Here is a 26,648-nt window from a genome sequence, read left to right as displayed (position 1 = left end):
CCTTCTCCACCCTTTCCTCGTCCCCACGGCGAGCGCTCCCCGGGGCCGCTCTATTCTGCCCCGAAGCGCCCGCGGGCCTCGGCCGGGATCAGAGGCTTCTCGGCACGGACCTTGAGCTCCTGCACGGCCCACGTGTTACCGTCCGGATCGCTGAAGCCAAAGAACGTGCCGCCGTCGCGCTCGTCGAAGACGGTTACTTCGCTGGCCTCCACGCCGCGGCTGATCAATTCCTCCCGTGCGGCCCGCGCGTCCGCGACCACAAGCTGCAATCCCCGCATGGATCCCGGTGCCATCTCCTTCTGCGCAGGGAGGTCACCGATGACGATCGAACAACCGGAGCCCCGGGGAGTCAGCTGGGCTACATGCATGTGCTCGTTGGTGGTGTTGTGGTCAAGGGCGAAGCCCACCTTGTCGCGGTAGAAATCGATCGCACGGTCAATGTCGCTCACCGGGAGCACAACTACTTCGAGGGTCCAATCCATGGTGCATGTCCTTTCCTTGGAGAGCGTCACGGTTAGCTTGCCCCCGGGGCCGTTCTTTGGCTAGACGACGCTCCGGTGTGGTGCCGATTCCTTGCTGCGCCGGGGCAGACCGAACCAAGCGGTAACTTGGTACCTATGAAGTACGCCCAGTCCGTCCTGGACCTCATTGGCAATACCCCGCTCATCAAGCTCAACCACGTGACCGGGGACATCAAAGCGACCATTCTGGTAAAGCTCGAATATGTGAACCCGGGCGGTTCCATCAAGGACCGCATCGCGGTGAAGATGATCGAGCAGGCTGAGCGGGACGGGAAGCTCAAGCCGGGTGGAACCATCGTGGAACCAACCTCGGGCAACACCGGCGTGGGGCTGGCCTTGGTGGCCCAGCAAAAAGGTTACAAATGCATTTTTGTGGTCCCGGACAAAGTGGGCGAGGACAAGCGTGCCGTGCTCCAGGCCTATGGTGCCGAAGTGGTCGTCACTCCCACCGCAGTGGCCCCGGACAGCCCGCAAAGCTACTACAGCGTTTCTGACCGCATTGTGTCGGAAATCCCGGGAGCTTACAAACCGGACCAGTTCTCCAATCCCGCAGCTCCCGGCAGCCACTACGAAACCACGGGGCCGGAGATCTGGCGGGATACCGACGGCAAGATCACGCATGTGGTCATCGGCGCCGGGACGGGCGGCACCATTACCGGTACCGGCAGGTACCTCAAGGACGTGTCTGCCGATCGGCCGGAGTCCGACGGCGGCCGGGTCAAGGTCATCGGCGCAGATCCCGCGGGTTCGGTCTACTCGGGCGGTACCGGGCGTCCCTACTTCGTGGAAGGCGTCGGCGAGGACATGTGGCCGGTCAACTACGACAAGACCGTTCCCGACGACGTCATTGCGGTCAGCGACGCCGACTCCTTCGAGATGACCCGGCGCCTGGCCCGCGAGGAAGGGCTCCTCGTGGGCGGTTCATCCGGTATGGCTGTGGTGGCGGCGCTCCAGGTGGCCAAAGACCTGGGCGAGGAAGCCGTCGTCGTGGTGATCTTGCCGGACTCCGGCCGCGGCTATCTGGCGAAGATCTTCAACGACAAATGGATGCGTTCCTACGGTTTCCTGTCCGGCGGCGAGGAAGCCTCCGTTGGCGAGGTTTTGAAGTCCAAGACCGGCCAGATGCCCGAGCTTGTCCACATCCATCCCAATGAGACTGTCCGCGATGTCATCAACATCATGAACGAGTTCGGGGTATCGCACATCCCGGTCCTCTCGCAGGAGCCGCCGGTGGTCATGGGCGAAGTGCTGGGCGCCGTCGATGAGCGCACGCTGACCACCAAGCTGTTCCGTGGCGAGGCGAAATTGACCGACAAGATCTCCGAGCACATGGGAGAGCGCCTGCCGGTGATCGGCTCACTCGAGACCATCTCGGCCGCACGGGAGCTGCTGTCCGACGTCGACACCGTCATGGTGACGTTTGTTGGAGCGCCCGTGGGCATCCTGACCCGCCACGACCTTCTCGCTTACCTGAGCAACTGACCCTAGGAGTTCATATGTCTGCAAACGAAGCAGGATTCAACACGCGCGCCGTCCACGCCGGCCAGGCCTTCGAACCGCGCACCGGCGCCGTGGTTCCGCCAGTGCACTTCAGCTCGACATATGCCCAGGACGGCATAGGCGGTTTGCGCGACGGTTACGAATATGGCCGCGGCACCAACCCCACCCGGGATGCGTTGCAGGAGCAGCTCGCCGCACTCGAGGGCGGAACCCACGCATACAGCTTCAGCTCGGGACTTGCTGCGGAGGACTCCCTGATCCGCGCCGTTGCCCGGCCCGGCGACCACATCGTCCTCGGCAACGACGCCTACGGTGGAACCTACCGGCTCATCAACCGTGTGCTCGGTGAGTGGGGCATCGGCAATACGCCAGTGGACATGTCCAACCTTGACGCCGTCGCGGCGGCCGTTGCGGCGCACAAGACGCGCATCGTCTGGGTGGAGACCCCTTCCAACCCGATGATGAAGATCACTGATATCGAAGCGCTCGCCAAAGTAGCGCACGACGCCGGTGCCCTCCTGGTCGTCGACAACACCTTTGCGTCGCCCTACTTGCAGACCCCGCTCGCCCTGGGTGCCGACGTCGTGGTCCACTCGACCACAAAGTACATCGGCGGCCACTCGGATGTTGTGGGCGGGGCGATCGTGGTCAAGGATGCTGAGCTGGCTGAGAAGATCGGCTTTGTGCAGTTCGCTGTCGGCGCCGTGTCCGGACCCATGGATGCGTTCCTGACAACCCGCGGCCTCAAGACCCTCGGCGTGCGCATGGACCGCCACAGCGAGAACGCCCAGGCCGTGGCTGAATGGTTGCTGGAGCGCCCGGAGGTTGAAGCCGTGCTCTACCCGGGCCTACCGTCCCACCCGGGGCACGAACTGGCCGCGAAGCAGATGAAGAAGTTCGGTGGCATGATTTCCGTGCAGTTCAAGGGCGGCGAAGCGGCGGCCCGCAAGGTGGCAGAGTCCACCCAGGTCTTCACCTTGGCCGAATCCCTGGGCGGCATCGAGTCGCTCATGAACTACCCCTCGGAGATGACGCACGCTTCGGTCAAGGGCACCGAGTTGGCCGTGCCGGTCAACCTGATCCGGCTTTCCTGCGGCATCGAGGACATCGAAGACCTGATCGCGGACCTGGAGCAGGCGATCGGCAACATCGCGGACTGAGTGCCCCTCCACTTCTGACCTTTTTTGATTGTTGATCCGGCCGGGACACGCCATCACCACGGCGTGTCCCGGCCGCTCCTCTTTCAAACCTGGTCGCAAGTGGAGAGCCGTCCCCGTCAAAACCTAGCTTTCTTTAGAAAAGCCAGCTAATCTCGGACCATGCCCTTACGATCCGATTGGTCCGAGCGGACGTGCAGCCTAGCGCGCGGCCTCGATATCCTCGGCGACCCTTGGGGAAGCCTGGTGCTGCGGGAGGTCTTCTTCGGCAACGGCCGGTTCGATGCCATCAAAACCCGTCTCCACATAGCAGACAACGTCCTCAGCAAAAGGCTGGCTTGGCTGCTTGATTCGGGCCTGCTCGCCCAACGGCCCTACCAGGATGGCGCCCGCACCCGGCAGGAATACGTCCTCACGGCCAAAGGGGAAGATGCCTTGCCCGTCTTGAACGCCATCATTCTCTGGTCCGAGAAACATCTCGATGCGCCTGCGGACAACGCCCACATGCGCGTGATCCACACCGGTTGCGGACTGCCGACGGCGTCGGCTGATACATGCTCCCACTGCGGTTCCCGCCTGACCGCGGCCAACACCAGCTGGCATAGCCTCACGCGATCGGAACACCCCATGGCCTTGGCCACTGCCCCTGCCAGACGTGACCTCCTGGACGAATCGGAGCCTTCCGCATGACCGCACCCAATCCCACCAAACTTTCCGCTGGCAAGACTCCGCGGAAGCGTCGACTCCACCCCGCTTGGATGGTCGCCGCCGTCGCGTTCCTGGCACTCGTCGGCGCGGCCGGTTTCCGGGCGGCACCCGGCGTGCTCATGGTGCCGCTGCAGCAGGAATTCGGCTGGTCAACAACCGTCCTGTCGCTCGCGGTCAGCATCAACCTGGTGTTGTTCGGCCTCACGGCGCCCTTCGCTGCCGCGCTCATGGAACGCTTCGGCATCCGCACCGTCACCTCGATTGCCCTCTGCCTGATCGGCCTCGGCTCCGCGCTGACGGTGTTCGTCAGCCAGTCCTGGCAGATCCTGCTGACGTGGGGCGTGCTGATCGGGCTAGGCACCGGATCCATGGCCCTGGTTTTCGCGGCCACCATCGCCAACACGTGGTTCTCGAAGAACCGCGGACTCGTGATCGGCATCCTGACCGCGGGGAGCGCCGCCGGGCAGCTTGTGTTCCTGCCCTTCATCGCCGTGCTTGCGCAGAGCCCGGGCTGGCGCGGCGCCTCGCTGCTGATCGCAGCCGGAGCGCTCGCGGTAGTGCCGCTCGTGCTGCGCTGGCTCAAGAACTCACCCGCCGACGTCGGGGTCCAGCCTTACGGTGCCGAAGAAGAGCAGCCGACGACGGCGGACCCCGCCCTGGCCGCAGACGCCGCCAAAGCCGAAGGCGCCAGGACGCCCAACGCTGCCGTGCGGGCACTGCAGGTGCTCAAACGCGCCAGCAAAGTGCGCACGTTCTGGGCCTTGGTTGCCGGTTTTGCCATCTGCGGGGCCACCACCAACGGCCTGATCGGCACCCACTTCATTCCCTCGGCGCACGACCACGGCATGCCGGAAACCACCGCGGCCGGCTTGCTGGCCGTCGTCGGGATCTTCGACATCGTGGGCACCATCGCTTCCGGTTGGTTGACGGACCGCTTCAATCCCAAGGTGCTCCTTGCCGTGTACTACCAGTTCCGCGGGGTCGGGCTGCTGGTGCTGCCCGTGCTTCTGAGCTCCACCGTGCAACCGAGCATGATCCTGTTTGTTGTGGTGTACGGCCTGGACTGGGTGGCCACGGTGCCGCCGACGGCGGCCATTTGCCGCAAGGTGTTCGGGGCGGACGGATCAGTGGTGTTCGGCTGGGTCTTCGCCGCGCACCAGCTTGGAGCCGCGGCTGCAGCTTTCCTCGCGGGTTACATCCGGGACGCCACGGGCCACTACACCTATGCATGGATCGGTGCTGCCGCGATGTGCACCGTGGCTGCCGTCATCAGCGCCACCATGCGTAAAGACGCGGCCAGGAAGGAACCGGTCCCGGTCGGAGCCTAGGCCCGGTCGGCTAGGTCGGGCGCGGGACCCGCGCTTGGCCTGCGCCAGTGAAGTCAGCGGAAAGCCGGGATGCCCGTGATGTGCTGGCCGAGGATGAGCGTGTGGACCTCGTCCGTCCCTTCGTAGGTACGCACCGATTCCAGGTTGTTGGCATGGCGTAGTGGCGAGTAGTCCAGCGTGATGCCGTTGCCACCCAGAATGGTGCGGGCCTCGCGGGCGATCTTAATGGCCTCACGTACATTATTGAGCTTGCCCACCGAGATCTGTTCCGGCCGCAGCTTGCCAGCATCCTTGAGTCGCCCCAGATGCAGCGCCAGCAGGGAGCCCTTTTGGATTTCCACGAGCATGTTCACGAGTTTTTCCTGGGTCAGCTGGTAGCCGGCCAAGGGCTTGCCGAATTGTATGCGGCTTGCGGCATATTCGAGTGCGGCCTCGTAGGAGTCACGGGCCGCGCCCATGGCACCCCAGGAAATGCCGTAGCGCGCTTCGTTGAGGCAAGAGAACGGGCCGCGGAGGCCCTGGGCGCCCGGGAGGAGGGCCTCCGGACCCAGCCGGACGCCGTCGAACATTACATCGCACTGGATCGAGGCACGCATGGAGAGCTTCACGTCGATGGGAGTCACTGTGACTCCTGGAGTTCCGGCCGGGACCAGGAAGCCTCGGATGCCGTCGCCAGTGTTTGCCCACACCACCATGACGTCGGCGATCGACGCCATGCCGATCCAGCGCTTCGAACCATCCAGCACCCAGCCGGCGTCGTTGCCTGAGCCGTCCCTGCGCGCAAAGCTGGCCATCGACGACGGGTCCGAACCCGCCGTCGGCTCCGTCAACGCGAAACAGCCGATCAGTTCGCCGGCGGCCATGCGGGGGAGCCACTGCTCCTTCTGTTCTTCGCTGCCCCAGCGATGGATCGCGGTCATGGCCAGTGAACCCTGGACCGACACGAAAGTACGGATACCGGAATCGCCCGCCTCAAGCTCCATGGCGGCAAGACCGTATTCGACGGCGGTGCGTCCCGGGCAGCCATAGCCCTCCAGGTGCATGCCCAGGACACCGAGTTCGCCCAGTTCCGCGGGCAGCTCCCTTGGGAAGACCGCGTCCTCGTACCAACGGGCGATGTTCGGCCGAATGCGCTGATCGGTAAAGTCACGCACCTTCTCGCGAAGCTCCAGTTCCTCGGTGCTCAAGAGGGAATCGAGGGCGAGAACATCGGAGGTATCCGTCATTGAATGGCTCATGCCAGCATCCTAAAGCCGGACATGTTCCACCGCCTGGGCTGAGCCGGCGATTGCGCGGCGCCGACGCCTTCACGGTAGGCCCGGCCGCCGTGCCAGAATTGAGCCATGGCAGCGGCGGAAGTGAACGCAACGGGACTGCCGCTACGGGCAGTCGAGGGGATCGGGCGACGCCGCATACTGGCTGGCCTGATCCTGGCACTGGTGCTTCCGGTGGCCATCGAAGCCCTGGTGTCCGGGCTGCACTACCGGAACTTCGCGATGATCATGCTCTTTCAGCTGGCTGCCGCTGCCGCCGTGGCCGCGATCGGGGGACTGTGGCCGGCAGTGGTGTCCGCCGTTTTGGGCAGCCTTCTCTTGAACTACTTTTCGACCGAGCCCGTGGGCTCCCTCTCCATCGCGGATCCCACCACGCTGTTCACCATGGTCATCTTCCTTGCCGTGGCGTGCGGTGTGGCACTCGCGGTCGGGCTGGCAACGCGTCGAGCCCAGGAAGCCGCGCATTCCGACGCCGAGGCAAGGGCCCTGAGCGAACTGGCCCTTCGCATCCTGAGCTCGGACGGTAGCCTTGAGTCCTTCCTGGACAAGATCCGGGTCAACCTCGGCATGGATGCGGTGACACTCCTGTCCACCTTTGATTCGCCGGCGGCACCTGGCCCGGCGTGGCAGGTTCTTGCAAGCTCGGGGCATCAACCGCCGGTGACCCATGCGGCCGCGGACCACGCCGCCGTCGTCGATCCCCATTACACGCTCCTGCTCCGCGGCGGCCCGCTCTCCGAACAACACCGCCGCATGCTCGCGGCATTCGGCGCCTTCGTCGTGGCAGTGCGGGAGCGCCAGCAGTTGGCCAAGAGCAGGCAGGACAACTTGCGCCTGGCGGAAGGCAACAAGATGCGGACCTCCATCCTGCGCGCCGTCTCCCATGATCTCCGCACTCCGCTGGCGGGCATCAAGCTTGCCGTCAGCAGCCTGCGCCAAGAGGAAGTGTCATTCGCACCGGAAGACGAGCGGGAATTGCTCGCCACTATCGAGGACTACGCCGATCGCCTCGATCATTTGGTGGACAACTTGCTGGACATGTCCCGCATCACAGCCGATGCTGTAAACCCGCTGCTGCGTGGGCTGGGCTGGCACCAAATCCTGCCGGAGGCGCTACGCGGCGTACCTGGGGACCGCATCCGCAATGAGCTGCCGGCCAACCTCCCGTATATAGAGGCCGACGCCGGAATGCTCGAACGCGTCGTGGCGAACCTCGTGGAGAACGCCGTGAAATACGCGCCGGACTCGGACGTGGTGCTGGTCGCACGCACCGGCGCGGGCATAGCCCTCGACGGACTGCCAGCCAGCGAACTTCGGGTCACGGACCACGGCCGGGGGATCGCGCCCGCGGCCGTGTTGGACTTGTTCCGCCCCTTCCAGCGGCTCGACGACTCAGCCTCCAGCCGGGACGGGCGCAGCGGAATCGGCCTGGGACTCGCCGTCGCCAAAGGATTCACCGAAGCCATGGGCGGTACGCTCATGGCTGAGGCGACGCCGGGAGGCGGGCTGACCATGGTGGTCACACTCCCTCTGTGGACAGGGGAGCGGCCATGAACCTAGTGCTGATCGTGGAAGATGAGGCCCAGATCGCCCGGGCCATGCAAATCAACCTCCACGCCCACGGCTACCGGGCCATCACCGTCGGCAACGGCACCGATGCCCTCAAGGCCGCGGCGCAGCAGCCCGTGGACATCGTGGTGCTCGATCTTGGCCTCCCGGATATGGACGGCGTGGATGTCATCAAGGGCATCCGTGGCTGGAGCACCATGCCCATCATCGTGCTGTCCGCCCGGCACGGCTCCGAAGATAAAGTGGAAGCCCTCGACGCCGGCGCGGACGACTATGTGACCAAACCTTTCGGCCTTGACGAACTCCTCGCCAGGCTCCGTGCCGCTTCGCGGCGGGCGGCGCCCCGGCATGAAGTGCCGACGCTGCAGACCGCAGACTTCCTCGTTGACCTGGCGGGAAAGAAGATCACCAAGGACGGCGCCGAAGTGCGGCTGACGCCCACCGAATGGAACATCCTGGAATTGCTGGTGCGCAACGCGGGCCGGCTGGTCAGCCAGCAGCAGATCCTCACCCAGGTCTGGGGGCAGGCCTACGCCAAGGAGACCCAGTACTTGCGCGTCTATATTGCCCAGCTCCGCCGCAAGCTCGAACGCGACCCGGCACAGCCCCGGCACCTGCACACCGAGGCCGGCATGGGCTATCGCTTCGATCCGTAGTGGCGTACGTAGACTGTAACCATGGATACCGCATCGTTGCTTGCTGTTTGCCGGGTGCACCAACTCCTGCCTGACGTTGAAGGGTCGGTGGGAGTGACGGCCATTGACAAGCGCCCCGTTGACGGTCCGGTGAAGGTCCACAAGCTGGGGCTCCACGGAGACATCCAGGCGAGCCGGATCCACCACGGCGGCGAAGACCAAGCGCTCTACGCCTACTCCCAGGCGGACGCCGACTACTGGGCGAATGAACTCCAAAGGGACATGCCCGCCGGGATCTTCGGGGAAAACCTCCGCGTCACTGGAATCGAGACCACCGGTGCCGTGATTGGAGAACGTTGGAAAATCGGACTGGACGTCGAAGTTGAAGTCACTTCACCGCGAGTGCCGTGCGCAACCTTCCAGCGCCGCATGAACGAACCGATGTGGGTCAAACGCTTCACTGACGCTGGGCGGGTCGGCACCTACTTGCGAGTAGTAAAGACTGGCAGCATTTCGGCCGGCGACTACATCCACCAGCTGTTCGTGCCGAAACATGGCATCACGGTAGGGCAGTGGTTCAGTAACCCCAACCTCGAGGACATGCAATTGCTGCTCGACGCCGAAGCGGACGGAGAGATTCTGCTGCAGTCCGACTACCACGACAGCTTCGAAAAACTCATGCGCCGAAACGGGGTGGACGTCTGAAAACCGTTCCCCCAGGCATCTTCGGGATGCCGTCCTGAGGGCCGGGGAGGGGCCGTCCCGAGGGGTGTGCAAGGCGCCTATGTGCTCAAGCTCACGGTCGTCGTCGACAGTTATGTCACCAGGGGACTAGTCTGTGCCCTACAATTGAAATATCCCCCACTCCGGAAATCCCTTTTTCCTGCCCAATTCTTGAGGCAGGACTGGTCAGTGTTGGGGCCCGCAAAATGTGTGCGGGCATTTTCATAGGGAGAGCCGGGCGAAGAAAACGCTGTACAGACTGCTGAGATAGCAGCCAAGAGATGCAGCGGGAAGTCCTGCCATGGGATTGCGACAGCGCCGGACTTCTTGCGAGCACCAGAGCCTCCTGGTTCTTTTGCACGCAACGTGTACTGCGGCCAAGCCCAACCGGGCCGCGCCGACTGGCCCCCTATGGATGAGGAAACTTTCCCCTATGCCCGAAAACCTGAACGACCCCTTCATCGCCGAGTCTGCCGACATCGCTGAGACCGCTGAAACTGCGGAGACCGCCGAAACTGTGGAGACCGCCGTCGAAACGGCCCCCGCCGCCGAGTTCATTGAGCCTGCTGCGCCCGCTCAAGTGGAGGCACACGCTGCCGAAGTTCCGGCTGAGGCTCCGGCCAAGGCCGAGTCCCCCGCCGAGGAAGATGAAGAGGGCATCCGCTTCGTCGACCTGGGAATCGACCCCCGCGTTCTGGCCGCCCTGCAGGATGTCGGCTATGAAAAGCCTTCTCCGATCCAGGCGGCGACCATTCCGCTGCTGCTCGAAGGCCGCGACGTCGTGGGCCTCGCCCAGACCGGCACCGGTAAGACTGCAGCATTCGCAGTACCGGCGCTGTCCCGACTGGCCGAACTCCACGACCTCAACGGTCCGTCCCGCAAGACCCAGGCACTGGTCCTCGCGCCGACCCGTGAGCTTGCGCTCCAGGTTGCCGAGGCCTTCACCTCATACGCCAAGCACATTGATGACTTCACCGTCCTCCCCGTTTACGGTGGCTCCGCCTACGGCCCGCAGCTTGCAGGCCTGCGCCGCGGTGCCCAGGTGGTTGTCGGTACCCCCGGCCGTGTGATCGACCACATCTCCAAGGGTTCCCTGGACCTGTCCGAACTGCAGTACCTCGTCCTGGACGAAGCCGACGAAATGCTCCGCATGGGCTTTGCCGACGACGTCGAGCAGATCTTCCAGGAGACCCCGGAAGGCCGTCAGGTAGCGCTGTTCTCTGCCACCATGCCGGGCCAGATCCGCCGCATGTCCAAGCAGTACCTGAATAACCCGGCCGAGATCTCGGTCAAGTCCAAGACCACCACCGGCGCCAACACCCGCCAGCGGTACCTGCAGGTCATGGGCCCGCACAAGCTCGATGCCCTTACCCGCATCCTCGAGGTTGAAGAGTTCGACGGCGTTATCGCGTTCGTGCGCACCAAGATGGCCACCGAGGACCTCGCAGACAAGTTGAAGTCCCGCGGCTTCCAGGCCGCCGCCATCAACGGTGACATCCCGCAGCAGCAGCGTGAGCGGACCGTCGATGCGCTGAAGGAAGGCCGCATCGACATCCTGGTGGCCACCGACGTCGCGGCCCGCGGCCTTGACGTCGAGCGCATCAGCCACGTGGTCAACTACGACATCCCGCACGACACCGAGTCCTACGTGCACCGCATCGGCCGTACCGGCCGTGCAGGCCGGAGCGGCGACGCCATCCTGTTCATGACGCCGCGGGAGAAGTACCTGCTGCGTTCCATCGAGAAGGCCACGCGCCAGCCGGTGGAGCAGATGCACCTGCCCACCGCCGAGACGGTCAACACCTTGCGCCTGGGCAAGTTTGCGGACAAGATCACCGAGACCCTCGAGTCCGAGGACGTGGCAGCGTTCCGCGACCTGATCGCCTCGTACGAGGAAGAGCACAACGTTCCGGCTTCGGAGATCGCTGCCGCACTTGCCGTGATGGCACAGGGCGGCCAGCCGCTCCTGGTCAAGGAGCTGCCCGCCGCACCTGAATTCCAGAAGCGCGAGCGCGCCAAGGACGGCTTCGGTTCCCGCGGCCCCACCCGCGCCCTGACCGAGGGCAACGCCACCTACCGGATCGCCGTCGGACGCCGTCAGCGCGTCATGCCGGGTTCGATCGTTGGCGCCATTGCCAACGAAGGCGGCATTTCCTCGGCACAGATCGGTGGCATCGATATCCGTTCGGACCACTCCCTGGTGGAGCTCCCGGCGGACCTGAGCCCTGAGCAATTGCGTGCCCTGTCCCGCACCCGGATCGGCGGCGAACTGATTCACCTCGAGTTGGACAACGGTCGCAAGCCGGCCTCTGACCGTGGCGGTTACTCCGGTGGTGGCCGTGGCGGCTACTCCGGGGGCGACCGCGGCGGAAACTTCAAAGGCAACGGTGGCTTCAAGAAGGAGTTCCGTAAGACTGAAGGCGACCGTGGCAGCTACGCCGGTGGCGAGCGTTCATCCGCTGACCGCGGCGGCCGTTCCTACAGCGAGCGCAGCAGCGCCGGTGCCGGAACGGGCAGCTACGGCGACCGCGGCGCACGCAAGCCGCGCACCGGCGGCGACGCTGGCCACCGCGATTTCAACCGCAAGGGCAAGTGGTAAACAGGGTTAGTTCCTGGTTTTCTGGTCAGAGGCCGGCTTTCGAGCCGGCCTCTGGCGGTTTAACGATGCCTGTCCCATGCGCTCCGGCTAAGAGAGACGACTCGCCAGAAGGCCGATGAGAGGGCATCGGCGGCCCCAAGGGGCGCTCGCGAGCCTTCCGGGCAGGAATCGGACGAGGGCGCCGATCCGGACGCTCCAGTCGCCGCTGACCACATGCACCCTGCTTAGGTGCTTCGACTGCTCTGGTTTCAGCGCGGCTCTGGACCATAGTCCGGACCCTGATGCAGATTGTGTCGACGCCGTTTTCCCTGTCCTGCAGCCGATTTGTGGCCTGAGAAATCGTCCGGTAGAGTATTTACTCGTTGCCCCCCTAGCTCAGTGGTAGAGCGCGTTCTTGGTAAGAACGAGGTCACCGGATCGATTCCGGTGGGGGGCTCTGAATGAGGGCCTGTGTCAAGGCGGTTTTTGACCGGCTTGACACAGGTTTTTCTCATTCGTGGCGGTGTAGCTCAGTTGGTTAGAGCGCACGACTCATAATCGTGAGGTCGGGAGATCGAGCCTCCCCACCGCTACCATTTCAGCAGGCCAGAGGCGTTTCGCTTCCGGCCTGCTGCTGTTTTAAGTACCTGATCCAACGCCAAGGACGGGTTATAGGACAAAACGTGTGTAAATCCCGGGAGCGTCATGTGCGCCTTGGGATCGTCTTCGCTCGGATGTCGGATTCTGCTCAATGATTCGAATGGACAAATTCCGGGACCACAGAATCACGGGACCGGCAACTTCGGCGAGGAGAATGATCCAGCAGAATCCGACGGTGTCCATAGATCCCGTCGATCTGGATCTGGTCATGGATCTCGCCGGCACCGGGATCCGCGGGGCAATGTTTCCGCTGGGCAATGTTTCAGAACAAGGCCGTGCGGTGGCGGAATGACCGGGTGGCGCCGAACAAGGTGAGCGAAGACTGATTGGAGGTACCCATCAGCCAGCCAAGGAACGCACATCGGCCACTTCCGTATGGACGGATTTGTGGCCCATGTAGACATCTTGAGTCATGCACAGGAGGACGACAGCTTCCCTCTGTAACGTCCTAATGTATGGATGTACGATCGCAACCCACCGCAGCCACGGATGATGGGCCGAGCTGGCGATTCACCACGAAACGGGCGAAAGCAGAGACCGTGGCCATCTTCGCCGTCTTCGCTCTCTACGCGGCGTTCCTCCTAAGGCTGCTTCTCCTCTCTCGCGCACCGGGTTCGGAGAGATCGATCAATCTCATCCCGTTCGCGAGTATTGCGGAATATGTGTCCAGCCACCCTTCGGGGACCGGGAAGGTGGCCTTCGCCAACGTCGTCGGGAACATCCTGATCTTCATCCCGCTTGGAGTCTACGTATCGTGGCTCCGACCTCGGTGGGCCGCGTGGCTGACCGTGGTCACGGTCGCCTCGGTCAGCGTCGCGGTAGAGATCATCCAGGGCGTGTTTGCGGTCGGAGCATCGGACATCGACGACGTGATCCTGAACTGCGTCGGGGGAATCATCGGAATCCTTACATTCAGGCTGCTTTCCGCGATCCTGCGCAAGCAATCCCTAGTGCGGACCGCGATTGCCGTGTTGTCGCTGCTTTCGCTGCCCGTCTGGTGCTACTTCCTCTTCGTCGTCCGGCTACGCATGTGAGCACATCCACAGCCAGGCGCCGGTGCACCGGTAGTCGCGGGCGCCCCCGTACGACGGGCAGAACCGCTTTCGGCGGTGATACGTGTGGAGCTAATATGCGTTCATGGATGCCGGGCTATATGCCTATCTCAGTTACCGCGACGCACCAGCGGCACTCTCCTGGATGGAGGAAGTCGGGTTTTCCATCGTCCTACGCCAGGACGGAAGCGCCGGGGAAGTCGTGCATGCCGAGGCCCGTATGGGTGATGCTGTCCTCATGGTCTCAAGCGCAGACGCGGACTATCAGCAGCCGGCACTGATTGGCCGATCAACGGGCGGGGGTCTCTACCTCTTGGTCGACGATGTTGATGGCTTCTACCGGCGGGCGCTGGCAGCCGGCGGAATTGCGGTGATCGCGCCTGAGGATACGGCGTGGGGCACGCGCCGGGCAAGGATACTTGACCCGGAAGGACACGAATGGAGCGCCGGGACGTATCAGCCCGGCTCGGGCTGGTAACGAGCTATCTCGTGGAGCACCTCAACTCTGTTCTTGCCCCTTCCCTGGTGGGTCCGTCCAGACTGAGGCCCTCCCATCCAGGCCCTGTGGGAAGGTTCTGTCAGAAGGCGGATGCAAGGGGAACGCGTGATTCTGCTGGATCATCGGCGTTCCCGGGTCCCGGTGCCCCGGAATGACGAGGCGGCCACCGTTGACGTGGGGAATGATCCAGCAGAATCGAGCCTCTTGGCACCCGACCCCCGGTTCCGGGACGATGGCACCCGCCCCCGAATCGGCTCGGCAACACTGACCTTCTTCGAAACCGGTGCCCGGTCCTAATTGAGTGCGATCACCAGCATCTGGTTGGTGCCCGGGATGCAGGTCTGCAGTACAGCACGCGGGAATCCCCCGAATACGGCTGCGACGTCATTGGTGGTGCCGCCTTGGGGCACCTGGCCGCGGGCAGCCACGGTGTACGTTCCGTAACCGGGGATGCTCACCGTCTCGCCGACGCCGATGCCCGAGAACCGTGCCCACCCGCCGCAGAAATCATGTTCAGTGATAAACAGCGAGTAGGCGTCCGTCGGTGTGAAGTGGATAGGGCCAATGCAACTGTTTACCGCGGCCTGCCCGCCGGAACCCGCAACATAGATGGTCCGTACCGCCGGAGCTGGAGCCGGAGCCGGAGCCGGGGCCGGGATGGGAGCCGGGGCCAGGGCGGGAGCAGGAGCCGCTGGCGCCACAGGGGCCACCGGGTTTGGGGCGGTGGCAAGCGGCGGTCCTGTCAGCTTCAATACTTGGCCCGGCAAGATGACGGAATATGCGCTGAGCCCGTTGGCAGCCAGCATGGCGTTCACGTCGACTCCGAACCTGGCAGCTATCGAGCCGACGGTGTCGCCACTGACCACCGTGTAGGCGTTCGTGTCAGGCACCGGAGCGGCTGCCGGTGCCGCCGCAGGCGCTGAGGGCACGACGGCGGCCGACGTCTTTGCCTGTACCGGCGCCGGGGGAGGGGCCGGGGAGGAACTTTCGCTCGGCGCTGACTCTGCGGCTGATGTAGGGGCTGCAATCGCGGCTCCCGGACCGACGGCCGGGACGCTGGCAGCGCTCGTGCTTGCTGGCGCGAGTACCTGGGCGTAGTTCTGCGTCATGATGGCCGCCAGGGCGATCGCCAGCACAACTGCCCACGTGGCTATGGATGCCTTGTACCTGGTGAGCGTTCTTACTCCGTTGGATATCAGTGCGGAGACGTTGCCTCCGCCGATCCCGCTGTGCATGTACTCCTGCTGATGCATTTCAGATCCCCGTGCTTCGTCGTTTCTTGGGCCAGCCGGTTGGTTTGGCCCGGGAAGTGATACGCACGCGCAGGGGATGGCGCTTGTTGAGACCCTTTTGCTTAATTGCGCAGCACAGAGGAAGCCCTCAAATCCGCTCATTGATGAATAAATCCATCAATGAGATTTATAAAAGGGGTATTCCTATTCCTGCTGCAGGGTGATTTGAGTTTAGAAATTGGTCATTAACTACACACGAGTGGCTGCCACTCGCTTTTGCTTCGCACGCGCCGAAAGTCACTCGTATTGGCGTTTCAGTAAAGTGAGTGCCGCGGGTTATGGCCGCTCTTCCGTCCAGTCGGTGCTGGGGAGTTACCGCAGAGCAAGGACAACTGGAATTGTAAGCAGGCTTAGTTATTTCTGGAGAATTGACGTGAATTTGAAGCGTTCGGAAAAGGCTAATTCCGGAGTTTATCCATCGTCTTTGAATAAACATGACCGCGCCGATGTTTGACCTCTACGACAGAATGGATCCATGAGTCGAATCGCAATCATCGGCGGCCACGGCAAAGTGGCCTTGCAGCTGTCCCGCATTCTGAGCAATGAGGGTCACGAGGTAACTTCGTTCGTCCGCAATCCGGAACACGCGCCGGAAGTCGCGGCGACGGGCGCCGCTCCGGTCATTCTGGACGTCGAGCAATCGACGACGGCGGAGATCGCCTCAGCCCTCAACGGCCACGACGCCGTGGTGTGGTCCGCCGGAGCCGGAGGAGGTGACCCGGACCGGACGTACGCGGTGGATAGGGATGCCGCCATCCGCTCGATGGATGCCGCGGCGCAGCAGGGCGTGGCGCGGTATGTCATGGTGTCTTACCTCGGCGCCGGACCCGGCCACGGCGTCCCCGAAGACAACAGCTTCTACGCGTACGCGGAAGCCAAGGCTGCGGCGGACGAGTACCTGCGTGGAACCGATCTGGACTGGACGATTCTGGGACCCGGGGCGCTGACCAGCAATCCGGGCACGGCGCTCATTGAGGTGGATCCCTTGGATCCGGGTACTGGGACCGCAACCTCCCGGGCCAATGTCGCCTTGGTGGCTGCCGCCGTCTTGGAACTACCCGAAACCATAGGACGCACCATCGAGTTCAGGGATGGGAACGTGGCAGTGGTGGAGGCCCTCACCGCGTCCTAGCTGACTCATAAGGTCCTAGCTGCTTGCGCCGGGCCGGCAGGGCGTCCGGCCGCGATAAGTTGGTATGGCCCCCCGGCACGAGGGGGCGCTGCCACGACGACGTCTGGGGATATCAGGAACATGGACCAGTTGGCACTCATTGTTGGATTGCTGCTTGCGACGGTCGTGGCCGTGGGCCTGGGGGATCGATTGCGGCTCCCGTATCCAGTGTTGATGCTGCTTCTGGCGGCGGCGCTGACCTTCATCCCAGGATTTCCGGACTTTGAGCTTGCTCCCGAACTGATCCTGCCGATCTTCCTCCCGCCGCTGCTCTTCGCGACTGCACAGAAAAGTTCCTGGGCGGTGTTCCGGGTCCGTTGGCGGACCTTGCTGCTCATGGCTGTCGCACTTGTAGTGGTTTCGACGGCGGCCGTCGCCGGCGCCGCGTGGCTCATGATTCCGGGTATCGGCATCCCTGCGGCAATCGCACTGGGCGCCATGGTGGCTCCGCCGGACCCGGTGGCTGTTGATTCGGTCGCCGGCCGCGTCCATATGCCGCGCAGGCTCATTACCGTGCTGCAAAGTGAAGGGTTGTTCAACGACGCCGCAGCTATCGTGATCTTCCAGGCAGCAGTGGCAGCAACGGTCTCCGGAACGAAGGTGGGGGCCGGCGTCGTGCTCCAGTTCGTCATCGGCGCGGGCCTGGCCGTTATTGTCGGCATCGCGATGGGCTGGTTGACCAGGCTGATCACCAAGCTGGTCACCTCCATGGTGGCCCGGAGCGCCGTCACTTTGGTGGTTCCCTTCGCTGCATACATCCTCGCGGAAGAACTCCACGCCTCGGGGGTGATCGCCGTCGTCGTCACCGCCCTTGAGACGCAGCGGCACGCGCGGTCCCAGGACGCTGCCGAGCGCGTCACCCGCAACGCTTTCTGGGATGTGGTGGAACTCCTCGCCACGGGGCTGGCCTTCGGTTTGGTGGGGCTGGAAATCCGGACTGTGATCCGGGATGAAGGTGCGGCCGTTTTCGGCATGATTGGTCCGGCCGTGGCGGTGTGCGTGCTGGTATTCGTCGTCCGCTTCGCGTGGCTCGGCCTCTTGGCGATCGCGGCCCGCAAACGGAAGAACCTGCTGCCGACGTCCCCCAAGGAAGTCTTGATCCTCACGTGGTGCGGTATGCGCGGCCTCGCGACCCTGGCACTGGCACTGGCCCTTCCGTTGACGATTGCCGACGGCAGCGACTTCCCGGCCCGGCACGAGACCCTGGTTATCGCATGCGCGGTGTTGCTGGCCACTTTGGTGCTGCCCGGGCTGACCCTTCCGTGGCTCATGCGCGTGCTCAAGGCCTCCGAGGACGGCTCGCACGAAAAGGACGCCGCGCGCCTCCTGGCCAAGCGTGCGCAGGCTGCCGCCATCTCGGCCCTCAAGGAACACGATCTGATGAAGGAACTGCCGGCTGACAAGGTGGCACTCGTCAAGGAAAAGATGACCCGCCTCCACGCCGAACTGCTGGACGGGACGTTGAAGAACGAGTCGGCAACGGAGAAGCGCGAACGCGGCAGGGAACTGGCTATTGCGGTCCAGACCATCGCCCTCGATGCGGCACGGCAGGAAGTGGTGGCTGCTCGGGGCGAGCCCGGCATGGATCCCGAGGTTGCCGATCGGGTGCTGCGCCAACTGGACCTCCGCACCATGGCGATGCCGGACTAGCGGGTGTCCTTGGCAGGCAACTGCACGCGCCGTAGCTCAAGGTCCAGGGAGTTCTTCTCCACATGGTCCAGCGCATGGCGCACCGCGCCGATGCCCACAATCGCGTCGCCCAGGGGGGACGCTGCCAGGCGCGGGGGAGTGGCGGTGTAGTTTGCCAGCTTCCGCGCGGCCGTCTCCAGGAGGGCCGACGCCGAATCTGCTACTGCGCCGCCGATCACCACGAGTTCCGGGTTGAGCAGGATGGCCACCGTGGAAACCACTCGGGCCAACCGGTCCGAGAGCCGGTCCAGGATTGCCATCGCCACTTTGTCACCCTGGGCAGCTGCGGCGAAGACGTGCTGCGCCGTCACCTCGTGGCCCGGTGCGGCAGCCGTCCGGAGGGTAGACTTCGACGTTCCTGCCAAGGCTTCAGCCGCCCACAATCTGGCGAGGGCGGCGAGGCCATCGGGGGAACCCACTCCCTCCACCATGTTCAAGTAGGCCATTTCGCCCGCACCGCCCGCGGTCCCGTGCAGCAGCCTGCCGGATTCCATTACGCCTGAGCCGAAACGCTCGCCCGACAGCAGAACCACCAGATCATCGACCCCGACGGCGGACCCACGCCAGCGCTCGCCGAGCGCGGCCAGGTTGGCGTCGTTCTCGAGCACAACGGCCCACCCGTGCAGATCGTGCAGGGCTTTCTTCAGCCCGACGTCGAACAGGCTCCAGAACGGTTGGCTGACCAGAATGTTTCCGTCGCGGCCCACGGGGGCGGCAAGCCCCACCGTGACCGCAAGGACCTTGTCCGCCGCCACGCCGGCAGCGTCAAGCGCCAGCAGGGCCGTCTCGCTGATCACGCGGATCCGTTCCTCCGCTTCGATCTCCCTGCCGCGAAAAGGCTCGCTGGCCCGTCCTACGGTCCGGCCCCGCAGATCGGCCACCACCACGGTGGTCTTGAGGACGCCGACGTCGATCCCCAGAACGCAGCCGGCACTTTCGTCGAGTTCGAAGCGCCGCGCGGGGCGGCCTTTCTGGTAGGAATCGGAAGCCTTCTCCAGTTCGCGGATCCAGCCGCGGGCCATGAGGTCTTCGCACACCGAAATGGTGGTGGCGCGCGTCAGGCCGGTGACGTCCATCAGCTCCGAGACGGTTACTGCGTTGGAGGAGCGGATGGCGCCGAGCACGGTGGCCGCGTTGACCCGCCGCATCATCTGCGGAGTGGCAGTCGCGATGTCAGGCATGCCTGTTGACCTCCTGTAGGTGTGCGTCACATAATACTTGAGGTACTAAATTTAGATTCTAAATAAACAGCCCTATTCGCTGCATACACCGTTGCGTCGACACAGAAAAGGAACCCCCCTTGTCCTCCACCGTCACCTTGGCAACTCACTTCGACCCCGAGCGCTCCGAGCGCATGGCCGACCCCAACTGGTGGCGCCAAGCAGCCGTCTACCAGATCTATCCGCGCAGTTTCTACGACGCGAACGGCGATGGCTTGGGCGACATCAAAGGCATCACCGCCAAGGTTCCGTACCTCAAGTCCCTCGGCATTGATGCCGTCTGGCTGAGCCCCTTCTACCCGTCGGCGCTCGCGGATGGCGGCTACGACGTCGACGACTACCGCAACGTGGACCCGAAGCTGGGCACGCTGGCGGACTTCGATGAGATGGCGGCTGCCCTGCACGCTGCAGGAATCAAGCTGATTGCGGACATCGTTCCGAACCACTCCTCGGACCGGCACGAATGGTTCAAGGAAGCGCTGGCTTCCCCGAAGGGCTCGGCAGCCCGTGAACGCTACATCTTCCGTGACGGCCGGGGCGAGAACGGCGAACTGCCCCCGGCGGACTGGGACTCGGTCTTCGGCGGCCCGGCCTGGGAACGCATCACTGAACCCGGTCCAGAACAGACGCCGGGACAGTGGTACATGCACATCTTCACGAAGGAGCAGCCGGACTTCAACTGGGACAACCCGGAGGTTCGCGAGGACTTCCTGAAGACCCTGCGCTTCTGGTCCGATCGTGGCGTGGACGGCTTCCGCATCGACGTCGCCCATGCGCTGACGAAGGACCTCCCGGAGGTGCTCCCATCGAAGAGCGAACTGCCCAAGGAAGGTGACAACGCCCTTGGCGCCCACCCCTTCTGGGACCGCGACGAGGTGCACGAGATCTATGCCGAGTGGCGCAAGCTCTTCAACGAGTACAACCCGCCCCGGACCGCCGTCGCCGAAGCCTGGGTCCACGCGGACCGCCGCGCCCGCTACGCCAGCCCGGACGGACTCGGCCAGGCCTTCAACTTCGACCTCCTCAAGGCCGATTTCGACGCCGCCCAGTTCCGCACCATCATCACCAAGAACCTGGCCGAGGCTGCAGCATCCGGTGCCTCGTCCACGTGGGTCTTCTCCAACCACGATGTGGTCCGCCACGCTACGCGCTACGGCTTGCCCCAGACCGGCGGCCTCGACGGCGCCGGCCAGGACGGCAAGGCGTGGCTGCTCGACGGCGGTTTGGCCTCCGACGTCGATGCCGAGCTCGGCTTGCGCCGGGCCCGCGCCGCGTCGCTGCTGATGTTCGCCCTGCCAGGTTCCGCGTACCTGTACCAGGGCGAAGAACTCGGCTTGCAGGAAGTGGGCGACATCGCGGACGGCCAGCGCCAGGACCCGGCGTTTTTCCGCAACCCGGGTGTCGACGTCGGGCGCGACGGCTGTCGAGTCCCGCTGCCGTGGACGAGCGAAGGTACCTCGTTCGGCTTCGGTGAGGGACATGCCCACTTGCCGCAGCCTGAGTGGTTCGCCGGTTATGCAGTGGATGCGCAGGACAACGTTCCAGGCTCCACGCTGGAGCTGTACCGCAAGGCCCTGGAACTGCGCTCGGAGCTGCGGGCGGCCGAGGACCTTGAATGGATCCCCTCCAGCAACGAGTCCGTGCTGCACTTCGCCCGGCCCAACGGCTGGCAGTCGGTGACGAACTTCGGCAGCGAGCCGGTGGCTCTTCCGGAGGGCACCGTCGTCGTGAGCAGCGCCCCGCTCGACGGCGGCAAGCTCCCGGCGAACACGACCGCCTGGCTCGTCTAGTCCCTCCATGCAACGCGGGGTCACTTACGGCCCATAATGTCCTTCGGGATGGGCCGTAAGTGACCCCGCGTTGCTGTGCGTTGTGAAAGAGTTTGAAAATGACAGAAGAGAGTGAAACCGCGTCCGGCCGGCTCATCTATGGCTGCATGGGACTTGGTGGTCCCTGGGAGGGCAGCGAATACGGGGCTGCCGAAATCGAGCAGGCCGCGGCCGCGATCGAAGCTGCCATGGGCATTGGAATCTCCTTGTTCGACCACGCCGACATCTACCGCAACGGTAAGTCCGAGGCCGCCTTCGGTGAAGTCATGTCCCGGACGGCCGGGTTGCGCGAAAAAATCCAGCTCCAGACCAAGTGCGGGATCCGGCTCGGCAAGCCCGGAGTCGAAGGCCACTACGACCTGAGCAAGAACGCCATCCTGGAACGGGTCAACGGAAGCCTGGAACGGCTCAAGACTGACTATGTGGACGTGTTGCTCCTGCACCGCCCGGACCCCCTCATGGAACCCGCGGAGGTGGCGTCCGCCGTCGGGCAGCTCATGGCGGAAGGCAAAGTGCGGCAATTGGGCGTGTCCAACATGTCCGGCGCGCAAATCGCTTTCCTGCAGGACCAACTGGAGGTGCCGGTCGTAGCCAACCAGTTGGAGATGAGTCTTCACCGTCGGGCCTGGCTGGAGAGCACCGTCTTGGTCAACCACGATGACTCCCTCGGCTACAGTTTCCCGCACGGCACCGTGGAACACTGCGTCAGCCGGGAAATCGAGCTACAGGCCTACGGTTCCCTCGCCCAGGGCAGGTACACGGGCTCGACGGCGGATGCCCCGACTGCCGCTGATAGCGCGACTACCGCGCTGGTGGCGCAATTGGCGGGGGAGAAGGGCGTCACTCCCGAGTCCGTGTTGTTGGGGTGGCTCATGAAGCATCCGGCACGCATTTCCCCGGTGCTCGGCAGCTCCAATCCTGGGCGGATCGCCGCCTGTGCCGATGCCGCTGCTGTTGCCGCGGCCATGACGCGCACTGAGTGGTATGGCCTGTGGGTGGCAGCGCGGGGCAGCAGGCTCCCCTAAGGCGGGTTAAGCCCAACTAACTCGCAGTTGTTGTCGTTCTGACGCGCGAAAACGACTACAAATGCGAGTTAGTTGGGCTGCGACGGCCTAGTTGAGCGGCGCGACGACTGAATAGGCGGAGGAGTCACCCTGGATCGACTGGCTGGCCTTGCCATCAACGCCAAGCGGGATGTCCCCGGCAATAGTCACGCGGTTGAGCTTGCGCGGCTTGCCGTCATAGTTGTCCGGCGCGTAGTGCTGGGTGATGCGGTTGTCGAAGAGCACCAACTGGTTCGGCTCCCAGTTCACGCGCACCACGTTTTCCGGACGCGTCACGTAGGCCTGCAGCAAACGGATGATGTCCTTCGACTCCGTGTTGGACAGCCCCACGATCCGAAGGCGCTGCGCGAAGCCCCCAATGAACAATCCGCGCTCGCCGGTCAAGGGATGGACACGCACCACGGGGTGGGCGGTTTCGAACTTGATGCGGGTGAATTCCTTGCGGCGCTCGTCGGCATTCTCGTGTTCCAGGTTCTTCGGCACCGAGTAGTCGTAGTCGTTCGTGTGGATCGCCCAGAGGGTGTCGGCGAAATTGCGGAGCTCCTCCGGCAAATCCGCATATGCCCCGGCCGAGGAAGCAATCAGCGTCTCGCCACCATAGGACGGGAGATCGATGCTGCGAAGAGTGGAAGCCTGGGGCGGGTTGACCACGAACGTGACGTCGGTGTGCCAATTGTTTGCGGAGCCGTTCTCGCTGTCTACGGGCAATACGTTCTCTTCGCCCTTCACGGAAGCCACCGTCGGGTGTGCCGTGGTGAGTGGCCCGAAATGGCTGGCGAATTTCACCTGGGTCTCGTCGCTGAGAATGTTGGCCTCCCGGAAAACGAGGGCCTTGTGTTCGTTGAGCGCGGCCCGGATGTCGGCCACGGTTTCATCGGACAGATCGCCGCTGAGGTCGAAGCCCCGGATTTCGGCTCCGATGCGGGATCCGAGCTTGGCGAATTCCAACTTTGTTTCGGTAATGACGGACATTTTGTTCCTTTTCTGTTGTGACTCGGTTGGGTCCAGATCGATGGATTGACGGTCAGGCCCCGGATCCGACGGCGGTCCGCCAGCGGGAGAAATGCCGTTCCAGGGCCACGAGGAGGAAATTCACGGCCAAGCCCAAAAGGGACACCGTGAGAATGCCGGCGTACATGTCCGGGATGAGGAAACTGCTCTGGGCATTCACGATGAGGTAGCCGAGCCCGGCCTTTGCCCCCACCATTTCGGCAGCAATCAACACCAAAATGGAGGCCGTGCCTGCCATGCGGATACCCGTAAAAACAGTGGGTACCGCGGAGGGCAGGATCACCTTCCGGAACAGCGCGAGGCTCGAGAGGCCGAGCGACTTCGCGGCCCGGATCAGGAGCGGGTCCACGGTCTTCACACCCGCGATCGTGTTCAGCAAGACGGGAAAGAACGCCGCGTAGGCCACGATGCTGATTTTGGACTCCTCGCCAATCCCGAGCAGCAGGGTAAACACAGGCAGGAGGGCGAGCGCGGCAGTGTTACGGAACAATTCCAGCAGCGGACTCAGGACGGAGTTGAGGCGTCCGTACCAGGCGATCAGCAAACCGAGCGAGACGCCAGCCACCAAGGCAGCACCGAATCCAAACACCGAACGGGTGAGGCTCGCCGCCAGATGCACCTGGATGATGCCGGATTCGAACAATTTGCCCCACGCAGCCAGAACCTCGTGCAATGGCGGGAGGAATACCCGGGTCGAGGGGCTTGCGAGGTACGTCGGCCCGAGTTCCCAGAGAGCCAGGAACGCGAGAATCCCTGCGGCCTTCCACAGACCGGAACCGGCGTAGGCGGCTGCGGTCCGCAAGAAGGCGAGTACCGCCGTCGTTCTCCGACGCCCCGCCACCACCGAATCGGAGTGCCCGACGGCGGAAACCGGCTGGGATGCGGCGCTCGCCGTGGGTTGTTTCGTCAGTGTTGTGGTCATCAGGCTGCGCTCCTTTCGAGAGTTGTTCCCGGGACTTCGTCCGGGGCGGTGCCGTCCGGCAGGATCTTGCGGTGACCGGCGTCCTGGGCTACGCGGACCTCGTCGTGCAACAGGGTCCAGACCTTATGCCGTTGTTCGACGAAGGCCGGATGTGAACGGATGTCTTCGCCGCCGTTACGGTCCGGGATGACCACGTCCACGATTTCCTTGAGGCGTCCGGGCCGGGCGCTCAAGACGGCGACGCGTTGGCCCAGGTACACGGCTTCGTCGATGCCATGGGTGATGAAGACGATCGTCTTGCCCGTGGCCCGCCAGATCCGGAGGAGTTCGTCCTGGAGCTGTTCACGGGTCTGGGCGTCCAAAGCGGCGAAGGGCTCATCCATGAGCAGGACATCGGGCTCATACGCGAGACTTCTGGCTATGGCCACGCGCTGTTTCATGCCGCCCGAGAGTTCATGCGGGTAGCGGTCTTCAAAGCCGGCCAAACCCACGAGCTTCAGGTATTCGCTCGCCTTGGCGGCACGTTCCCGGCGATTGAGCTTGCGCCCATCTGAGCCCTTGCCTTCGAGCCCGATCGACACATTGGCCGACGCGGTGCGCCAAGGGAACAGTGCGTACTGCTGGAAGACCACTGCGCGGTCCTTGCCGGGCCCCGTTACCGGCCGCCCGTCCACCAAGACCTCGCCGGAGGTGGGCGTGGACAGGCCGGCCAGGAGGTCCAACAAAGTGGTTTTGCCGGAACCGCTTGGCCCCACCAGGGTCAGGAATTCGCCGGCGCGCACGTCGAGGCTCAGGGCGTCGATGGCGGTCAGTGTGGCGGGCTCTTTCGCACCGGACTTGCCGGCTGCCCCAGCCGTGGAGCCCTTGGAGCCTGTGGAGGCCTTGCCGGCGCGGACCGTGAATTGCTTCGTGACGTTTCGGAGGCTGATCTTGGCGGTCATAGCTATCCCTTCTTCGCTGTGCTCGCGGTTGCGCTCGTTGCTAGCTCGTTGAACTTGTTGGTGTAGTACTTCGACGGCGTCAAATCGTTCTTGACGATCCCCGAGCTCTTGAGCCATCCGGCCCAGCGGGTGAAATCCTCGTCCTTGATGACGCCGTTGTCCGGAACCCCGGGGCTCTTCCAGTACTGCAGATTCGCGGTGCTCTCATTGCGCCCGCGGGCGTCGATGATTTTCTTGAAGCGGGCAATCACTTCGTCGCGCGGCGTTTCGGTCTCCCATTTGATGGCCTTGGCCACCCCTGTGGTGAAGATCCGCGCGGTGTTGGGGTTCTTTTCGATGAAGTCATTGCGGAGCACGTACTGTCCGCCGGCGAAGGTGCCGAAGAGTTCGTAGTCGTTGAAGAGCGAACGCAGCCCGCCGGCCGCAATGGCGTGGTCCTGCAGGACACCGCCCAGGGTTCCAACATCCACTTGACCGCGGCGAATCGCTTCCTCGGTGTCGTTGGGCGCCAGCGGCACGAGTTGTACCTGCTTGATTTCGTCTTGACTGAGGCCGTTCTGGCTGAGATACGTGTTGATGACGGCTTCGTAGTGGGCGCCCAGGGTGTTGACAGCGATCTTCTTCCCGATGAGGTCCCTGGCGGATTTGATGGAGCTGTCTGCCTTGACGTAGAAACCGTTGAAGGTCTTCGCGTCTTCGCCGTAGTAGTTCACGACGGCGGTCACCGGAGCCCCCGCCTCAATCAGCTTCACCACGGCCCCCGAGAACGCACCGCCGAAGTCGGTCTGGTTGGTGGCCGCTGACTGGATGTCCTGTGGGCCGCTGGTGGTGTTGCCTACCCAGTTGAGCTTGATGTCACCCAAATAGCCGAGGTCTGCGGCCAGCTCGGGGAGGCCGACGCTGTTCGCCGAACCCTGGTAACGGAGTTCCTTGACTTCCGTTTGGCCTCCGGATTGGTCTCCCGCTTGGGCATTGCCGCCGCAGCCGGTCACCGTCAGGGCAAGGACGACGGCGGCCGCGACGCCTAGAAGGGGCTGGTGCAGTTTCATGGGAGCTACTTTCTTGGGACGGATGTAGTCGGGCCGGCCTTGGTCTGGGTAGAGCGAATTACCGGTGGGAACGATGTAAGCGCACATCCAGGAGAGTTGGAAGCTCGGCGGTAATGCTCGGAAACGGCGCGAAACCGGGGGAAATCCAGCGAAATCCTCGGCAACTCCGGGCAACCCAAGGACACAATTCGCCCAGCGTCGCCGCGTTGAGATGTTGACCCTCCAAAGCGCGCCAAACCCAACTAGCTCGCAGTTG

At 63.9% G+C, this 26,648-nt stretch carries 24 protein-coding genes and 2 tRNA genes; 18 read left to right on the top strand and 8 right to left on the bottom strand.

Annotated features, from left to right (window positions below):
- Nucleotides 1-50: 50 nt before the first annotated feature.
- Nucleotides 51-482 carry a VOC family protein gene (locus A3M3_RS0103480; RefSeq protein WP_028265175.1) on the bottom strand — a complete coding sequence of 144 codons (432 nt, stop codon included), beginning with the start codon at nucleotides 480-482 and terminating at the stop codon, nucleotides 51-53.
- A gap of 135 nt (nucleotides 483-617) precedes the next feature.
- Here A3M3_RS0103480 and A3M3_RS0103475 point away from each other — a divergent pair, with 135 nt between their 5' ends.
- The 4 genes from A3M3_RS0103475 to A3M3_RS0103460 all read left to right on the top strand — a co-directional run bounded on the left by A3M3_RS0103475 (nucleotide 618) and on the right by A3M3_RS0103460 (nucleotide 5,214).
- Nucleotides 618-2,003 carry a cystathionine beta-synthase gene (locus tag A3M3_RS0103475; protein WP_028265174.1) on the top strand — a complete coding sequence of 462 codons (1,386 nt, stop codon included), beginning with the start codon at nucleotides 618-620 and terminating at the stop codon, nucleotides 2,001-2,003.
- Nucleotides 2,004-2,017: 14 nt separating this feature from the next.
- The gene (locus tag A3M3_RS0103470; protein ID WP_028265173.1) at nucleotides 2,018-3,181 is read left to right on the top strand and encodes a cystathionine gamma-synthase; all 1,164 of its coding nucleotides are present in this window, start codon (nucleotides 2,018-2,020) and stop codon (nucleotides 3,179-3,181) included.
- 159 nt (nucleotides 3,182-3,340) lie between these two features.
- Nucleotides 3,341-3,868 carry a winged helix-turn-helix transcriptional regulator gene (locus A3M3_RS23640; protein WP_051422912.1) on the top strand — a complete coding sequence of 176 codons (528 nt, stop codon included), beginning with the start codon at nucleotides 3,341-3,343 and terminating at the stop codon, nucleotides 3,866-3,868.
- Nucleotides 3,865-5,214, top strand: coding sequence for an MFS transporter (locus A3M3_RS0103460; protein WP_028265172.1), 1,350 nt, complete (start codon nucleotides 3,865-3,867; stop codon nucleotides 5,212-5,214). The genes A3M3_RS23640 and A3M3_RS0103460 overlap by 4 nt, the downstream gene beginning before the upstream one ends.
- A gap of 53 nt (nucleotides 5,215-5,267) precedes the next feature.
- Here the strand turns inward: A3M3_RS0103460 and A3M3_RS0103455 are convergent, their stop codons facing one another.
- Entirely contained in the window at nucleotides 5,268-6,452 is a 1,185-nt protein-coding gene (locus A3M3_RS0103455; RefSeq protein ID WP_028265171.1) for an acyl-CoA dehydrogenase family protein, read from the bottom strand.
- A gap of 105 nt (nucleotides 6,453-6,557) precedes the next feature.
- On the opposite strand from A3M3_RS0103455, the gene A3M3_RS0103450 reads away from it, so the two are divergent.
- The 10 genes from A3M3_RS0103450 (at nucleotide 6,558) to A3M3_RS0103405 (ending at nucleotide 14,501) form a co-directional block, all read left to right on the top strand.
- The gene (locus A3M3_RS0103450; RefSeq protein WP_028265170.1) at nucleotides 6,558-8,042 is read left to right on the top strand and encodes a sensor histidine kinase; all 1,485 of its coding nucleotides are present in this window, start codon (nucleotides 6,558-6,560) and stop codon (nucleotides 8,040-8,042) included.
- Nucleotides 8,039-8,713 (top strand): response regulator, encoded by a 675-nt coding sequence (locus tag A3M3_RS0103445; RefSeq protein ID WP_028265169.1) that lies wholly within the window; start codon nucleotides 8,039-8,041, stop codon nucleotides 8,711-8,713. The genes A3M3_RS0103450 and A3M3_RS0103445 overlap by 4 nt, the downstream gene beginning before the upstream one ends.
- A 21-nt stretch (nucleotides 8,714-8,734) precedes the next feature.
- Entirely contained in the window at nucleotides 8,735-9,397 is a 663-nt protein-coding gene (locus A3M3_RS0103440; RefSeq protein WP_028265168.1) for an MOSC domain-containing protein, read from the top strand.
- A 451-nt stretch (nucleotides 9,398-9,848) separates the two neighbouring features.
- The gene (locus tag A3M3_RS0103435) at nucleotides 9,849-12,014 is read left to right on the top strand and encodes a DEAD/DEAH box helicase (protein WP_028265167.1); all 2,166 of its coding nucleotides are present in this window, start codon (nucleotides 9,849-9,851) and stop codon (nucleotides 12,012-12,014) included.
- Between the two features lie 364 nt (nucleotides 12,015-12,378).
- Nucleotides 12,379-12,450, top strand: a tRNA-Thr gene (locus tag A3M3_RS0103430).
- A 62-nt stretch (nucleotides 12,451-12,512) separates the two neighbouring features.
- Nucleotides 12,513-12,589 (top strand) — tRNA-Met (locus A3M3_RS0103425).
- Nucleotides 12,590-12,807: 218 nt separating this feature from the next.
- Nucleotides 12,808-12,945 (top strand): hypothetical protein, encoded by a 138-nt coding sequence (locus A3M3_RS0103420; protein WP_155854266.1) that lies wholly within the window; start codon nucleotides 12,808-12,810, stop codon nucleotides 12,943-12,945.
- 163 nt (nucleotides 12,946-13,108) lie between these two features.
- A complete protein-coding gene (locus A3M3_RS0103415) occupies nucleotides 13,109-13,687 on the top strand; it encodes a VanZ family protein (protein WP_051422911.1) in 579 nt (192 codons plus the stop codon).
- A gap of 103 nt (nucleotides 13,688-13,790) precedes the next feature.
- Nucleotides 13,791-14,183 (top strand): VOC family protein, encoded by a 393-nt coding sequence (locus A3M3_RS0103410; RefSeq protein ID WP_028265164.1) that lies wholly within the window; start codon nucleotides 13,791-13,793, stop codon nucleotides 14,181-14,183.
- A gap of 126 nt (nucleotides 14,184-14,309) precedes the next feature.
- Nucleotides 14,310-14,501 carry a hypothetical protein gene (locus A3M3_RS0103405; RefSeq protein WP_155854265.1) on the top strand — a complete coding sequence of 64 codons (192 nt, stop codon included), beginning with the start codon at nucleotides 14,310-14,312 and terminating at the stop codon, nucleotides 14,499-14,501.
- On the opposite strand, the gene A3M3_RS0103400 is transcribed toward A3M3_RS0103405, so the two are convergent.
- Nucleotides 14,498-15,457 carry a LysM peptidoglycan-binding domain-containing protein gene (locus tag A3M3_RS0103400; protein ID WP_051422910.1) on the bottom strand — a complete coding sequence of 320 codons (960 nt, stop codon included), beginning with the start codon at nucleotides 15,455-15,457 and terminating at the stop codon, nucleotides 14,498-14,500. The two genes, A3M3_RS0103405 and A3M3_RS0103400, sit on opposite strands and share 4 nt — an antisense overlap.
- A gap of 514 nt (nucleotides 15,458-15,971) precedes the next feature.
- Here A3M3_RS0103400 and A3M3_RS0103395 point away from each other — a divergent pair.
- Complete coding sequence (locus A3M3_RS0103395) at nucleotides 15,972-16,628, top strand: NAD(P)H-binding protein (protein WP_028265161.1); 657 nt, start codon at nucleotides 15,972-15,974, stop codon at nucleotides 16,626-16,628.
- Nucleotides 16,629-16,748: 120 nt separating this feature from the next.
- Nucleotides 16,749-18,317, top strand: coding sequence for a Na+/H+ antiporter (locus A3M3_RS0103390; RefSeq protein ID WP_028265160.1), 1,569 nt, complete (start codon nucleotides 16,749-16,751; stop codon nucleotides 18,315-18,317).
- Here A3M3_RS0103390 and A3M3_RS0103385 read toward each other — a convergent pair.
- Complete coding sequence (locus tag A3M3_RS0103385) at nucleotides 18,314-19,537, bottom strand: ROK family protein (RefSeq protein ID WP_028265159.1); 1,224 nt, start codon at nucleotides 19,535-19,537, stop codon at nucleotides 18,314-18,316. The genes A3M3_RS0103390 and A3M3_RS0103385 overlap by 4 nt on opposite strands.
- 119 nt (nucleotides 19,538-19,656) lie before the next feature.
- Between A3M3_RS0103385 and A3M3_RS0103380 the strand changes: the two genes are divergently transcribed.
- Both A3M3_RS0103380 and A3M3_RS0103375 read left to right on the top strand, forming a co-directional pair.
- Nucleotides 19,657-21,366, top strand: coding sequence for a glycoside hydrolase family 13 protein (locus A3M3_RS0103380; protein ID WP_028265158.1), 1,710 nt, complete (start codon nucleotides 19,657-19,659; stop codon nucleotides 21,364-21,366).
- Between the two features lie 98 nt (nucleotides 21,367-21,464).
- Nucleotides 21,465-22,430, top strand: a complete 966-nt coding sequence (locus A3M3_RS0103375; RefSeq protein ID WP_028265157.1) for an aldo/keto reductase — start codon at nucleotides 21,465-21,467, stop codon at nucleotides 22,428-22,430.
- 87 nt (nucleotides 22,431-22,517) lie between these two features.
- Here the strand turns inward: A3M3_RS0103375 and A3M3_RS0103370 are convergent, their stop codons facing one another.
- Genes A3M3_RS0103370 through A3M3_RS0103355 form a run of 4 tightly spaced genes read right to left on the bottom strand, consistent with a single transcriptional unit; the run spans nucleotide 22,518 to nucleotide 26,479 of the window.
- Nucleotides 22,518-23,441, bottom strand: a complete 924-nt coding sequence (locus tag A3M3_RS0103370) for a TauD/TfdA dioxygenase family protein (protein ID WP_028265156.1) — start codon at nucleotides 23,439-23,441, stop codon at nucleotides 22,518-22,520.
- Nucleotides 23,442-23,493: 52 nt separating this feature from the next.
- On the bottom strand, nucleotides 23,494-24,402 hold the full coding sequence (locus tag A3M3_RS0103365) for an ABC transporter permease (RefSeq protein ID WP_028265155.1): 909 nt from the start codon (nucleotides 24,400-24,402) through the stop codon (nucleotides 23,494-23,496).
- Nucleotides 24,402-25,343: an ABC transporter ATP-binding protein gene (locus A3M3_RS0103360; protein WP_028265154.1), complete on the bottom strand. Its 942-nt coding sequence runs from the start codon at nucleotides 25,341-25,343 to the stop codon at nucleotides 24,402-24,404. Before A3M3_RS0103360 ends, A3M3_RS0103365 begins: the two co-directional genes overlap by 1 nt.
- A 2-nt stretch (nucleotides 25,344-25,345) precedes the next feature.
- Nucleotides 25,346-26,479 carry an ABC transporter substrate-binding protein gene (locus tag A3M3_RS0103355; RefSeq protein WP_331280354.1) on the bottom strand — a complete coding sequence of 378 codons (1,134 nt, stop codon included), beginning with the start codon at nucleotides 26,477-26,479 and terminating at the stop codon, nucleotides 25,346-25,348.
- Nucleotides 26,480-26,648: the final 169 nt, after the last annotated feature.

This window comes from Arthrobacter sp. MA-N2, assembly GCF_000517125.1.
Classification (GTDB): Bacteria; Actinomycetota; Actinomycetes; order Actinomycetales; family Micrococcaceae; genus Arthrobacter; species Arthrobacter methylotrophus.
The sequence above is the reverse complement of the archived record's forward strand: the minus strand, read 5'-3'. Positions and strand labels throughout refer to the sequence as shown.

Bases quoted from the DNA above. Each gene is read 5' to 3' on its own strand.
- A3M3_RS0103480 (WP_028265175.1), bottom strand. From the start codon at position 482: ATGGATTGGACCCTCGAAGTAGTTGTGCTCCCGGTGAGCGACATTGAC.
- A3M3_RS0103475 (WP_028265174.1), top strand. From the start codon at position 618: ATGAAGTACGCCCAGTCCGTCCTGGACCTCATTGGCAATACCCCGCTC.
- A3M3_RS0103470 (WP_028265173.1), top strand. From the start codon at position 2,018: ATGTCTGCAAACGAAGCAGGATTCAACACGCGCGCCGTCCACGCCGGC.
- A3M3_RS23640 (WP_051422912.1), top strand. From the start codon at position 3,341: ATGCCCTTACGATCCGATTGGTCCGAGCGGACGTGCAGCCTAGCGCGC.
- A3M3_RS0103460 (WP_028265172.1), top strand. From the start codon at position 3,865: ATGACCGCACCCAATCCCACCAAACTTTCCGCTGGCAAGACTCCGCGG.
- A3M3_RS0103455 (WP_028265171.1), bottom strand. From the start codon at position 6,452: ATGAGCCATTCAATGACGGATACCTCCGATGTTCTCGCCCTCGATTCC.
- A3M3_RS0103450 (WP_028265170.1), top strand. From the start codon at position 6,558: ATGGCAGCGGCGGAAGTGAACGCAACGGGACTGCCGCTACGGGCAGTC.
- A3M3_RS0103445 (WP_028265169.1), top strand. From the start codon at position 8,039: ATGAACCTAGTGCTGATCGTGGAAGATGAGGCCCAGATCGCCCGGGCC.
- A3M3_RS0103440 (WP_028265168.1), top strand. From the start codon at position 8,735: ATGGATACCGCATCGTTGCTTGCTGTTTGCCGGGTGCACCAACTCCTG.
- A3M3_RS0103435 (WP_028265167.1), top strand. From the start codon at position 9,849: ATGCCCGAAAACCTGAACGACCCCTTCATCGCCGAGTCTGCCGACATC.
- A3M3_RS0103420 (WP_155854266.1), top strand. From the start codon at position 12,808: ATGATCCAGCAGAATCCGACGGTGTCCATAGATCCCGTCGATCTGGAT.
- A3M3_RS0103415 (WP_051422911.1), top strand. From the start codon at position 13,109: ATGGATGTACGATCGCAACCCACCGCAGCCACGGATGATGGGCCGAGC.
- A3M3_RS0103410 (WP_028265164.1), top strand. From the start codon at position 13,791: ATGGATGCCGGGCTATATGCCTATCTCAGTTACCGCGACGCACCAGCG.
- A3M3_RS0103400 (WP_051422910.1), bottom strand. From the start codon at position 15,457: ATGCATCAGCAGGAGTACATGCACAGCGGGATCGGCGGAGGCAACGTC.
- A3M3_RS0103395 (WP_028265161.1), top strand. From the start codon at position 15,972: ATGAGTCGAATCGCAATCATCGGCGGCCACGGCAAAGTGGCCTTGCAG.
- A3M3_RS0103390 (WP_028265160.1), top strand. From the start codon at position 16,749: ATGGACCAGTTGGCACTCATTGTTGGATTGCTGCTTGCGACGGTCGTG.
- A3M3_RS0103385 (WP_028265159.1), bottom strand. From the start codon at position 19,537: ATGCCTGACATCGCGACTGCCACTCCGCAGATGATGCGGCGGGTCAAC.
- A3M3_RS0103375 (WP_028265157.1), top strand. From the start codon at position 21,465: ATGACAGAAGAGAGTGAAACCGCGTCCGGCCGGCTCATCTATGGCTGC.
- A3M3_RS0103370 (WP_028265156.1), bottom strand. From the start codon at position 23,441: ATGTCCGTCATTACCGAAACAAAGTTGGAATTCGCCAAGCTCGGATCC.
- A3M3_RS0103365 (WP_028265155.1), bottom strand. From the start codon at position 24,402: ATGACCACAACACTGACGAAACAACCCACGGCGAGCGCCGCATCCCAG.
- A3M3_RS0103360 (WP_028265154.1), bottom strand. From the start codon at position 25,343: ATGACCGCCAAGATCAGCCTCCGAAACGTCACGAAGCAATTCACGGTC.
- A3M3_RS0103355 (WP_331280354.1), bottom strand. From the start codon at position 26,479: ATGTGCGCTTACATCGTTCCCACCGGTAATTCGCTCTACCCAGACCAA.